General features: G+C 71.7%; 11 protein-coding genes. 10 read left to right on the top strand and 1 reads right to left on the bottom strand.

Annotated features, from left to right (window positions below):
• The first annotated feature begins 29 nt into the window (after nt 1-29).
• The 5 genes from AB0I15_RS10230 to AB0I15_RS10250 all read left to right on the top strand — a co-directional run bounded on the left by AB0I15_RS10230 (nt 30) and on the right by AB0I15_RS10250 (nt 3648).
• Nucleotides 30-608, top strand: a complete 579-nt coding sequence (locus AB0I15_RS10230) for a helix-turn-helix domain-containing protein (protein ID WP_358092540.1) — start codon at nt 30-32, stop codon at nt 606-608.
• A gap of 78 nt (nt 609-686) precedes the next feature.
• Nucleotides 687-1043 (top strand): luciferase family protein, encoded by a 357-nt coding sequence (locus AB0I15_RS10235; RefSeq protein WP_358092543.1) that lies wholly within the window; start codon nt 687-689, stop codon nt 1041-1043.
• Between the two features lie 82 nt (nt 1044-1125).
• Nucleotides 1126-2358, top strand: a complete 1233-nt coding sequence (locus tag AB0I15_RS10240; protein WP_358092546.1) for a Tm-1-like ATP-binding domain-containing protein — start codon at nt 1126-1128, stop codon at nt 2356-2358.
• The gene (locus AB0I15_RS10245; RefSeq protein ID WP_358092549.1) at nt 2355-3170 is read left to right on the top strand and encodes a phosphoenolpyruvate hydrolase family protein; all 816 of its coding nucleotides are present in this window, start codon (nt 2355-2357) and stop codon (nt 3168-3170) included. Before AB0I15_RS10240 ends, AB0I15_RS10245 begins: the two co-directional genes overlap by 4 nt.
• Before the next feature lie 55 nt (nt 3171-3225).
• Nucleotides 3226-3648, top strand: coding sequence for a cupin domain-containing protein (locus tag AB0I15_RS10250; protein WP_358092552.1), 423 nt, complete (start codon nt 3226-3228; stop codon nt 3646-3648).
• A 46-nt stretch (nt 3649-3694) separates the two neighbouring features.
• On the opposite strand, the gene AB0I15_RS10255 is transcribed toward AB0I15_RS10250, so the two are convergent.
• Nucleotides 3695-4336: a GntR family transcriptional regulator gene (locus AB0I15_RS10255; RefSeq protein ID WP_358092555.1), complete on the bottom strand. Its 642-nt coding sequence runs from the start codon at nt 4334-4336 to the stop codon at nt 3695-3697.
• Nucleotides 4337-4536: 200 nt separating this feature from the next.
• Here AB0I15_RS10255 and AB0I15_RS10260 point away from each other — a divergent pair, with 200 nt between their 5' ends.
• The 5 genes from AB0I15_RS10260 to AB0I15_RS10280 are packed head-to-tail and all read left to right on the top strand — an operon-like array spanning nt 4537 to nt 11669.
• Nucleotides 4537-5028 carry a hypothetical protein gene (locus AB0I15_RS10260; RefSeq protein WP_358092558.1) on the top strand — a complete coding sequence of 164 codons (492 nt, stop codon included), beginning with the start codon at nt 4537-4539 and terminating at the stop codon, nt 5026-5028.
• A complete protein-coding gene (locus AB0I15_RS10265) occupies nt 5028-6413 on the top strand; it encodes a hypothetical protein (protein WP_358092560.1) in 1386 nt (461 codons plus the stop codon). The genes AB0I15_RS10260 and AB0I15_RS10265 overlap by 1 nt, the downstream gene beginning before the upstream one ends.
• Entirely contained in the window at nt 6410-7765 is a 1356-nt protein-coding gene (locus tag AB0I15_RS10270) for a VWA domain-containing protein (protein WP_358092563.1), read from the top strand. Before AB0I15_RS10265 ends, AB0I15_RS10270 begins: the two co-directional genes overlap by 4 nt.
• 11 nt (nt 7766-7776) lie before the next feature.
• Nucleotides 7777-8892 (top strand): AAA family ATPase, encoded by a 1116-nt coding sequence (locus tag AB0I15_RS10275; RefSeq protein WP_358092566.1) that lies wholly within the window; start codon nt 7777-7779, stop codon nt 8890-8892.
• Entirely contained in the window at nt 8889-11669 is a 2781-nt protein-coding gene (locus tag AB0I15_RS10280) for a DUF5682 family protein (RefSeq protein WP_358092569.1), read from the top strand. Before AB0I15_RS10275 ends, AB0I15_RS10280 begins: the two co-directional genes overlap by 4 nt.
• Nucleotides 11670-11688: the final 19 nt, after the last annotated feature.

An 11688-nucleotide genomic window follows, 5' to 3' on the forward strand; every position in this document is an offset into this window, starting at 1 on the left:
CCCGTGTGTCGAGGTCTGTGATGGGGGCCATGGAGCTGGAAGCGGTCAGCAACGAGCACCTCGGCCGGCGGCTGCGGGAGCTCCGCGCGGAGTCGGGCAAGTCGCTGCGGGCCGTGGCACGGGAGCTCGGCATCTCGCCCAGCGCGGTGTCCCAGATCGAGCGGGGCCTGATGCGGCCGTCGGTGAGCCGGCTGATCGCGTACGTGTCGGCGATCGGCGTACCCCTGGCCGCCGTGTTCGACGTGCCGGAGCACAAGGAGCCCCGGCCGGGGCTCGCGGTCAGGCGGGCGGGGGAGGTGGCGCCGATCCGGCTGAGCGGGGGAGTGACGTTTCGCCGGCTGTCCCCGGGGCCCACACCTGACGTGGAGTTCTTCGAGTCGACGTACCCGCCGCAGGCGATCTCCAACGCCCACGGGCAGTTTCTCAGACACGAGGGGTACGAGGTCGGCACCGTCACCGCCGGAGAGCTGACCATCGAGTTCGAGACGGAGATCGTCACCCTCTCCGAAGGCGACTCCATCACGTTCCCCTGCAGCCGGCCTCACATCATCGGCAACCGCTCCGGCACGGTCACGGCGGTGGCCACCTGGCTGATCGTCCACGCCTGACCCGCCAAGATGATCAGGCTGATAACGGTTGCGGAACGGGCGCTGACGCGGAGGCCGGCCGTGGCGCAGCATGGAGTCGTGGCAGGTATCACCGCCTGGCGGCGGGGGGCTGAACGACGGGGGCCCTACGTGGCCCGCGCGGTGGCCGAGTTGCGGTCCTGGCCGGTGCTGGCGGTGAGCGACACCCGGCGCGGCACGGCCTTCGCCGTCCGCGGGACCGAGATCCTCCGGCTGGCCGGCGCCGACCGGGTGCAGGTACGCCTGACCGTGCCCGCCATCGACCGGCTCGAGCCCTACCTCGGGGCGTGCGACCAGGTCCGCACCTGCCCCGACCGGGCCTGGGTGGCCGTGCAGGTCGACGCCGAGCCGGACCTGGAGCTGCTGCTCGCCCTCACCAGCGTGGCGATCAAGGCCCACGTGCCCGGAGAACTCTGAGGCGTCATCCTCCCCGGCACGGGGCAGGCACACAGTGCGGTGAACCGGGATCGGTGAACCGGGTGCTGAGGAGGGCCGGGGCATGGCCGTGTTGTTGCTGGGAACCTTCGACACCAAGGGCGGCGAATACGCCCACGTCCACGACCTGCTGACGGCGGCGGGGCAGGAGGTCGTCCTGCTCGACGCGGGCGTGATGGGCCCCGCCACCCTGCACGCCGATCTCGGCCCCGAGGCCGTCGCGGCGGCCGCCGGGGCGAGCCTGGAGGCGCTCAGGAACGCGGGAGAGCGCGGCGCCGCCCTGCGGACCATGGGCGAGGGGGCCGCCCGCCTCGCCGGAGACCTGCACGAGCGCGGCCGGCTGAGCGGGGTGCTGGCGCTCGGCGGCAGCGGCGGGTCCTCGATCGCGGCGGCCGTCATGCGGGTCCTGCCCGTGGGGCTGCCGAAGCTGCTCGTCTCGACCATGGCCGGCGGCGACGTCTCGGCGTACGTGGGCCAGAGCGACGTCACCCTCATGTACAGCGTCGTCGACGTCGCCGGCATCAACTCGATCTCCCGCCAGATCCTCGGCAACGCCGCCGCCGCGATCGCCGGAATGGCCGCCGCCTACGACGCCCGCCGGGCCGCGCCCCCGCGAGGAGGGGAGCGGCCGCTGGTCGCCGCCACGATGTTCGGCGTCACCACGCCCGCCGTCGACGCCGCCCGTGCGCGGCTGGAGGAGCTCGGTTACGAGGTGATCGTCTTCCACGCCACCGGGTCCGGCGGGCGGGCCATGGAGGGGCTGGTCGCCAGCGGCTACTTCGCCGGGGTGCTCGACCTCACCACCACCGAGCTGGCCGACGAGCTCGTCGGCGGCGTCCTGTCCGCCGGGCCCGACCGGCTGACCGCCGCCGGCGCCGCCGGGGTGCCGCAGGTCGTCAGCCTGGGCGCGGTCGACATGGTCAACTTCGGCCCGGTCGACACCGTCCCCGAGCGGTTCATGGAGCGCAGGCTGCTCGTGCACAACCCCACCGTGACGCTGATGCGCACGACCCCGGCCGAGACCGCCGAGCTCGGCCGGCTGATCGGCGCGAAACTGGCCGCCGCCACCGGGCCCGTCGCGCTGTTCGTGCCGCGCGGCGGCGTCTCCGCCGTCGACGTCGAAGGCGGCCCGTTCTGGGACCCGGCCGCCGACGCCGCGTGCTTCGACGCCGTGCTGCGGGCCGTGGCCGGCACCGACGTGCAGGTGGTCGAGAGCGACGACGACATCAACACCGCGCGGTTCGCGGTCGCGGCCGCCGACCGGCTCCACGAGTTGATCCAGAAAGGTGCCGCATGAATCGCGACGAGGCGCTCGGCAGGCTGCACGCCGAGCGGAAGGCCGGCCGGCTCATCATCGGGGCCGGCGCGGGCTCCGGACTGTCGGCCAAGGCGGCGGAGACCGGCGGCGTCGACCTGCTCATCATCTACAACTCCGGCCGGTTCCGGATGGCCGGGCGCGGCTCGCTGGCCGGGCTGCTCCCGTACGGTGACGCGAACGCCATCGTGGTCGAGATGGCCGGCGAGGTGCTGCCGGTCGTCAAGGACACGCCCGTGCTGGCCGGGGTGTGCGGGACGGATCCGTTCCGGCTCATGCCGCAGTTCCTCGACGAGCTGCGCAGGATGGGCTTCACCGGCGTCCAGAACTTCCCCACGGTCGGCCTCATCGACGGCGTCTTCCGGGCGAACCTGGAGGAGACCGGCATGGGATTCGACCTGGAGATCGAGATGATCAGGCTGGCGGCCGAGCGCGACCTGCTCACGGCCCCCTACGTGTTCACCCCCGACCAGGCCGCGGCCATGGCGCGGGCGGGCGCGGACGTCCTCGTCCCGCACATGGGCCTGACGACCAAGGGCAGCATCGGCGCCGTGACCGCGCTCACGCTCGACGAGTCGGCCACCCGCATCCAGGAGATGCACGACGCCGCCGTGGCCGTGAACCCCGACATCGTCGTCCTGTGCCACGGCGGCCCCATCGCCGAGCCGGACGACGTCCGCTACATCCAGGAACGCACCTCGGGGATCGCGGGCTTCTTCGGCGCCTCCTCGATGGAACGCCTGCCCGCCGAGCGCGCCATCGCCGACCAGTTGCGCGCCTTCAAGAACCTGTAGGCAAGAACCTGTAGGCAAGAACCTGTAGGCAAGGACCCGTAGGAAGGGGCACGCCATGCACCGCGAACCGGACTCCGTCCCCACGATGCTCTTCGACTGGGGCTCCATCAAATGGCACGTGACGCCCGGCAGCGTGCCCGGCGCCTCGTCCACCCTCGGCGAGGTCGTGATCAACCCCAGCAGGGGCCACGACCGTCACCAGCACCCGAACTCCGACGAGATCCTCTACGTCATCGAGGGCGAGGGGCGGCAGACGGTCGGCGACGGGCCGGAGTTCGCCGTCAAGGCGGGGGACGCGGTGTGGATCCCGATGGGGACGCCGCACTCGACGTTCAACACCGGCTGGCGGCCGATGCGGATCATCGCGACGTACACGCCGGGCGGCGCCGAGGACGCCCTGCGCGACCTGCCGGACTTCGTCGAGCTGGCGCCCGGCGAGCACCCGGCGTGGGCGGTGGGCGAGGTCAAGCCGGGCTGATGAGGACGTCCCGCCCTCGCCCGGGCGGGACCGTCGACGGTCGAGGTCAGTCGGGGGTGGCCTCCAGAGCCTTGGCGACGCTGCGCAGGTGCTGCTGCATGGCCGTCTGGGCCGCCTCCGGGTCGCGGGCGACGATGGCGGCCACGATCAGCTCGTGCTGCGGCAACGACACCCCGGCCCGCCCCGCCTGCCGGGCCAGGCGGAACTTGTGCCGCACCACCTGCGCCCCCAGCCGCTCGATGATCGACGCCGACGTCCGGTGGCCGGCGATCTCGCGGATCTTGGCGTGCAGGGCGGCGTTGAGCTCCGAATAGCGGTCGAGGTCGTTGGCCTTCACGGCGTCGCGCATGGCCGCGATGATCTCGCGGAGCTCGTCGGCCTGGGCGGGGGTGACCCGCTCGGCGGCCTTGGCGGCCGACAGGCCCTCCAGCACCATCCGGACCTCGGTGATCTCGATGGCCTCCGCCTTGGAGATGGCCCGGACGCGCGCCCCCTTGTTGCGCAGGATCTCGACCAGTCCCTCCCCGGCGAGCTCCTTGAACGTCTCGCGCACGGCGGCCCGGGTGGCGCCGAACTGCTCGCACACGTCGGCCTCGACCAGTCGCTGGTTGGGCACGAAGTCCCCGGTGAGTATGACCGCCCTGACGCGGTCGGTCAGCGACTCTTCCAGCGGAGACTCTGCGGTCACGAAACCCCTCCTTACGGCGTACGGCGTTGACAATATTATCGACAATCATCCTTGGCCAGGTGTCCTGCCGGGCTTTGATCGTTTAGCTCCGTTCTGTCGGTGGGCTCCGGTAAGTTCCCGGATCATTGATCAGCCGTTCGCGAAGGCGCGGGCATTCCGCCTACGCCCGCGAGCCGGCCGGGGCGGGAGGTTCTGAGGCCGTGGACGCGGACACAACCGCGTGGGAGCAGCGCAGCGTGATCCAGGTGGTGCCGCCCATCGAACCACGCAAACTAGCGAAAGTGCCCTTCGTCGAGCTGGCGGACGGCCGGCTGCAGGGCGTCGTGTCGAGCGGGTCCGACATCGAGCGGGTCTACGTCTCGTCGATCACCGCCGGTGGTCACGCGCTGAGCTGCAGCACCAACAACAACCGGCCGTGCGGCGCGCTGCACGGCTACGCGTGCAAGCACATTCGCCTGCTGGCCGACGAGGCGATCCTGCAGTACGGGCTCGACCGGGTGGCCCGCTACCTGCGGGTCGAGGTCCCCGAGAACGGTGACCTGATCAACGCGCTGGACGCGCACGTCGAGCGCACGCCGGCGGCCGTCGTGTTCAGCCGGTTCCTGCGCCACCTGGCCTACCTGGAGGTGCCCGACAGCACCGAGCCGCTGACCGAGCTGCACTGGTTCCCGGCGATGGAGGTGGCGCGCTGATGCTCGACGTACAGCTCGGGGAGTTGCTCGGGGGCGTGCCCCCGGGGAGCGACGAGGCGCTCGGCCTGGTGACGGCGTTCGACGACGCGCTCGCCTACGGGTTCGCCCGGGTCGGCGAGGAGTCGGCCGCGGCGCTGGCCGCCGTGGCGGGCGCGCTGGCGGCCAGCCCCATCGGCGATCGCGTGAGCGAGGCCGTGGAGAAGGTGAGCGCCGGATCCGTCGGTGACGAGCACCTGGCGGCGCTGGCCGGCGGCCGGGCCGCGCTGTTCGGCGCGGTGCACGACGCCCTGCTCACCCGCCTCGACACGGCGCTGGGCCGCACACGCGCCGCCTGGCAGCCACCGCAGGGCCGCACCGAGGTGGCCGCCAACATGCTCGCGGGCTGCCGCATCTGGCTGCGCGAGCTGGCCATCGTCGGCTGGCGCGGGGTCGACCACGACCTTGTCTCCTCCGCCGACCAGACGATCGAGGCGCTGCTGACCGTGCCGGAGCTGCGCGGGCTGGCGGTGCTGCTCGACGGCCTCGCGGCCGAGCTGCGGGCCTCGTCCCCGGTGGCCACGATGGAGATCCTGCCCGCCCGGAGGTGGGCCGACCTGTGGACACGGGCGCTCCTGCTGTCCCAGCGGGGCCCGTGGAACGACGGCGCCGAGCAGGTCTCGGGCCGGCTGCTGATCCTCGGGACCGACGTGCACGAGCACGCGACCGTGGTCCGCGTCCAGGTCCACGCCGTGTTCGAGCCCGTCGGAGGGGGGCCGTCGCGGCTCGTCCGCGCGAGCGTGGCCGCCGCCAAGGTCGACACGATCGTCGGCCCGACCCTGTGGCGGCTGCTGGGCGGCCATCCCGTGCTGCTGAGCGCGCTGGCCGGCCATCGCAGCGTGGAGATCACGGACATGCCGCTGCTGCCCGGCGGCGACCTGCTCTGGCACGACGACCGGGCGCGGGCGGGGGAGGAGGCCGACCCGTTCGCCGTGGCGCGCGTCCAGCTCGCCGCCGCGACGGCGCCGCCGGTCAACCCGCTCGACCGCCATCCCGTCCGCGTCGCCGAGCCCGTCCTCCTGGAGGGATACCAGGTCAACGGCCGGACGGTCGAGCTGGGCGGCAACACCCTCCGGCTCGACCTCGACCGGCTGCCGTCCTGCGGCCCGCTCACGTCCGGGCTGGTGGGCGACTCCTCGGCCTGCATCGGGCTGCTGCGCTGGGACGCCGGGCAGTGGCTGCTGCAGCCGATCGCCGTGCAGGCGACGGTCAAGAAGAAGCCCGTCGTCGTGCACAACGGCGACTGGGCGATGGGCCCCACCGACCCCAAGGCGGTCAAGGCCGAGGCCAAGGCCGGTGACGTGGTCGCCGTGCTGCGCGAGCGGGCGGGACGGCTGCTGCGGAAATGACCGAGACAACCGAAGCCTCGCAGAGCGCCGGCGCGAGCGATCGCGCCGACGTGAGCCAGAGCGCCGACCAGAGCCGGCGGCAGGTGCTCTACTGGCGGCTGCTGTCGCGCCTGTTCGGCGCCGACGAGCAGCCCGCGCTGGAAAACTCCAGCATGGGCATCGTCGGCGACCTCGGCCTGCCGCCCGCGCTGCTCGACCCCGGCGTGTCCGTCGACAACCTGGTGCAGCGCTTCCCCGACCTGGCCACCGAGTTCCAGGACCTGATGGCGGAGAAGGAGCACGAGCAGGGCGACGAGGTCCGCCGCGCCGCCCTGGTCTCCAAGCTGCTGCTCAATGTGTTCTCCACGGGCACGGGCAACGTCACCGCCGCCCAGCTCGAGAGCTGGAAGCAGGACGCGGCCTGGTTCGAGCGGGGCATGGGCTGCGGGCCCGGCGAGCTGCGCCACAGCCCGGGCGGCGGAGAGCTGGCCAAGGTGCTCGCCGGTCTGGAGGGCGACCTGGTCAAGCGCATGCGCCTGCGCGAGGTGCTCGCCGACCCGGTGCTGGCCAAGCAGCTCACGCCCAGCATGTCGCTGATCGAGCAGCTCCTGCGCGACAAGGCCAACCTGTCGGGCGTCGCGCTGGCCAACGCCAAGGCGCTGATCCGCAAATACGTCGACGAGGTCGCCGAGGTGCTGCGCACGCAGGTGGAGAAGACCAGCGCGGGCGTCATCGACCGGTCGGTGCCGCCGAAGCGGGTCTTCCGCAACCTCGACGTCGAGCGGACGATCTGGAAGAACCTCACCAACTGGAGCCCTGAAGACGAGCGGCTCTACGTCGACCGGCTCTTCTACAAGCAGACGGCCCACCGCACCACCCCGGCCCGCCTGATCGTGGTCGTCGACCAGTCGGGCTCGATGACCGACTCGATGGTCAACTGCACCATCCTGGCCTCGATCTTCGCCGGGCTGCCCAAGGTCGACGTGCACCTGATCGCCTACGACACCCGGGCCATCGACCTGACCCCGTGGGTGCACGACCCGTTCGAGGTGCTGCTGCGCACCAAGCTCGGCGGCGGCAACGACGGGCCGGTGGCGATGGCCATGGCCCGCCCGAAGATCAGCGATCCGCGCAACACCGTGATGGTGTGGATCTCCGACTTCTACGAGTTCGACCGCTCCCAGCCGCTCTACGACGGCATCGAGTCCGTCCACCGCTCCGGCGTGAAGTTCATCCCCGTCGGCTCGGTCAACAGCTCGGTAGTCCAGAGTGTCGAACCCTGGTTCCGCAAGAAATTCAAGGACCTGGGCACCCCGGTGATCTCAGGCCACATCCACAAGCTCGTCTTCGAGCTCAAGAACTTCCTGACCTAGGAGACCCGCGAATGAGTGACGACATGCTGCGCGCCCCCGCCGAGGTGAAGTACGCCGAGGAGCTCGACTGGCTGGAGTCGGTCGACACCAGTCCCAAGCCGTTCTCGTGGCGGCTCAGCCCTCGCATGATCCGGCTGTTCATCCTCGGCTCCGAGCGCTCCGACGGCCTCGACCGGGAGATCCCGCAGAAGTGGTTCGGCGACCGGAGCTTCGTCGAGCGCGCCATCGTGACCCTGGCCTCCGACCGGGGCCTGCTGCTGATCGGCGACCCGGGCACCGGCAAGAGCTGGCTGGCCGAGCTGCTGTCCGCGGCCATCTCCCGCAACTCCACACTCGTGGTCCAGGGCACCGCCGGCACCACGGAAGACCACATCAAATACTCGTGGAACGTCTCCATGGTCATCGCCAAGGGCCAGTCCCGCCAGTCGATGATCCCCTCGCCGATCATGACGGCCATGGAGCAGGGCGTGATCGGCCGGTTCGAGGAGCTGACCCGATCCACCAGCGACGTCCAGGACGCGCTCATCTCGATCCTGTCGGAGAAATACGTCTCCATCCCCGAGCTCGACGACGACAACATCGTCTTCGCCCAGCCCGGCTTCTCCATCATCGCCACCGCCAACAGCCGCGACCGGGGCGTCAACGACCTGTCGTCGGCCCTCAAGCGCCGCTTCAACTTCGTCCGCATCCCGGTCGTGACGAACAAGAAGAGTGAGGCGGAGATCGTCCGCTTCCGCACCGAAGAGCTGCTGCGCCGGCACCAGATCGAGCTCGACCTGCCGCCCACGCTGCTCGACATCCTGCTGCAGAGCTTCGCCGACCTGCGCACGGCGGCTGCCTCGGCCACCAGCGACGACGAGAAGCTGGAGTCGGCGCTGTCCACGGCCGAGCAGATCGGCGTGCTCGAGGACGCCATCCTGCACAGCCAGTTCTTCGGCGACCGCGTGCTGCGCGCGCAGACGCTCGCCGGGTCGCTGGTGGGCTCGCTGGCCCGGCGCAGCCCCGAGGATCTCGCCATCCTGAACAAGTACTGGCACGGCGTGGTCGAACCCCGCAGCAAGAAGGACGGCGGCGAGTGGCCGGAGTTCCTCGAGGGCGGCCGCGAGGCCATCGCCACGCTCTCATGATCGACCAGACGAGCCCCTTCGGCTCGCTCCGCGGGCAGCTCCTCGACGCCGCCGAGAAGTTCGCCGGCAGCCCCGTCGCCGTCTCCGGCATCCTGTCGGGCCTGGTGGACGACGTGGACCGGGCGCTGCGCGAGGAGCTGGAGATCTTCCCCGTCTGCCACCACTCGCCGGCCTCCGCGCTGGCGATGGTCCGCAGGCTGCGGGAGAAGCAGCCGAAGGTCATCTATCTGGAGCTGTGCGAGGACCTGCAGCCACTGCTGACCGAGCTGCGCAACTGCCGGCTGCCGGTCGCGGTGCAGGCGTTCGCGACCGGCCTCGACGGCTTCCCGAAGACGTGGGCGCCGCTGAGCGTGGTCGCGCCCATCACGGAGGCGTCGGCCGAATACCAGGCCATCGCCTACGCGCTCGAGACCCCCGGCGTCGAGCTGGTGCTGGTGGACCGCTCGACCGACCACGTCTTCCAGTGGATGCCCAAGGAGGAGAGCGAGTCCAAAGACCCCAAGGAGCAGCCCAAGGAGCAGGAGGCCGGCCTGCACGGCGACGCGGTCGGCCTCGAGATCGGCGACCTGCGCCCCCGCTTCGCCGAGCTGGAGGAGCACCTGCTGCACCACGGCAAGGTGCGCCACTGGTCGGAGTGGTGGGACCAATACGTCGAGCAGCCGCTGTCCGGGGCCGACTACGACACCTACCGCCAGGTCATGGTGCTGATCGGCAGCCTGTTCCGCCGGCTCGGCCCCGACGGCGACCGGCTGGCCGTGGACGAGGACCGCGAGCGCTACATGTGGACGAGGATGCGCGAGCACCTGGCCACCTCGGAGGCCGACCCGGCCGACTGCCTCTACGTGTGCGGCGCTTTCCACGCCGCCAGCCGCGTCGAGCAGTTCGGCCTGGGCTCCACGGCCCCCTACGAGATCAGCCCGCGCACGGCCACGACATGGCTGTACGGCCTCATCCCGTCCAGCCACTCGGCCATCGAGGCCCAGTTCGGGCTGGCCTCCGGCTCGGTGTCGATCGCGGCGGCGACGTGGGCCAAGGCGCTCACGCGCGGCAGGCTGACCCCGTTCCAGCTCGAAGGCCAGAAGGGGGCCCGCAAGCGGGCCGCCAAGCTGCCCGCGCCGGTGCCGCGGGGCGAGGTGGCCGACAAGCTGACCGGGTTCCTGTCCAGCCCGCCCACGCTCGACGAGCTCGACCAGGCCGAGCTGCTCGGCTGGTGCGTCGACATCGTCCGGCTGGCCCGCCGCAACGGCTACCTGGCCAGCACCGCCGACGCGATCGCGGTCTACGAGACGTCGATCCTGCTCGCGGGGATGCGCAACCGGGCCAGGCCCACCCCGTACGACTTTCAGGACGCGGCCGTCACCTGCATCGAGAAGGACATCGTGCCGGGGCGGCGCGACGTGCGGCGGCTGTGCGAGATCCTGCTCGGCGGCGACCGCGTCGGCGAGGTCGGCTACGACGCGCTGCCGCCGCTGGCCAGGAACGTCTACGACCGGCTCGCGCCGCTCGGCCTCGACCTGGAGAAGCGCACGATCCAGCGGGCGCTGCTCGACCTCAACGCCGAGCCGCACCTGGTGCCCTGCTCCGACCTGCTGTGGATGCTGCGTTACCTGCTGCCGTCCGACGCGGTGCGGCCCATCATGGGTGAGCGCCGGCTGGGTGAGCGCTCGATCCAGGAGAGCTGGGACCTGGCGTTCGGCAAATACCAGCGCTCCATCATCGAGCTCGGCTACGAGGGCGTCACCATCGAGCAGGTGCTGGAGCAGCGGCTGCGGCGCTCGGTGTGGGCCCCCAACGCCACCGCGGCCCTCGCGCTGGCGGCGGTCGAGGACTCCATCCTCTTCCTGGGCAGCCGCCGGTTCGCCGACGAGCTGGGGGCGCGGGCGGTCGAGCTGCTCGCGGCCGAGCGCACGGTGGACGGCGCGCCGGAGGTGCTGCGCCGGATCCGGCGGCTGCTGGCCCACTACCGGGCCACCGAGCCGGAGCTGCCGTCCTGGGTCGAGGACTTCGCGACCAGCGGTTACGCGCACTACTGCACGCTGCTGCCGACCTCCTTCGTGGACGAGGAGACCGGCGTGCGGCAGGTGGCCGCCATGCTGGGGTTCCTGTTCTCCATGGAGAGCCTGGCGCTGGCGCTGGGCTGCGACCGGGCCCAGCTCGAGCTGTCCGTGCAGCAGTCGCACCCGGAGGCGCCGTCGAAGGTGGCGCTGCTGTGGGCGGCCCGCCACCAGCTCGGGCTGCTGCCGCTGGCCGAGCTGCGGGCGCGGTGCGACGAACTGCTGGCCAACCCGCTGGTCGTCCCGTCGTTCCCGCAGTACATCATCGGCTTCGTCCAGGCCATGGAGCCCGTACCCGCCCTGGCGGGGTTCGGGGTGGAGGTGATCTCCAAGGCGTTCGGGCGGCTGCCCGACAGCGTGCTGCTGCCGTGGCTGCCCAAGCTGATCACGATGCTGCGCGACGGCGCCGGAGAGCTGATGCCGGTGCTCGTACGCGAGGCCGGGCGCACGTTCCCCGGGTCGCTGACCGCCGTGGACTCGTGGGTGCCGCCATGGACGGCCCGGCCCAAGCCCGCCGCCGCGTCCGCCGCGCCGGTGGCGTCCGGGCCGGTGGCCGAGCTGCTCATGGCGAACCCGGCCGCGTGCGACGCGGTGGCCGGGCTGCTCGGGTGCGAAGGGGAGTGGCGTGCTCCTTCGGCGGGCGGGGCCTCGTACCGGGAGGTGGGCGCGCTGCTGGCCGACCACCCGGAGCCCGCGCTGGCCCTGGCGGGCCTGCTGACCTGACCCGATACGCCGGGCCCGC

Source organism: Nonomuraea sp. NPDC050643 (genome assembly GCF_040654715.1).
Taxonomy (GTDB): domain Bacteria; phylum Actinomycetota; class Actinomycetes; order Streptosporangiales; family Streptosporangiaceae; genus Nonomuraea.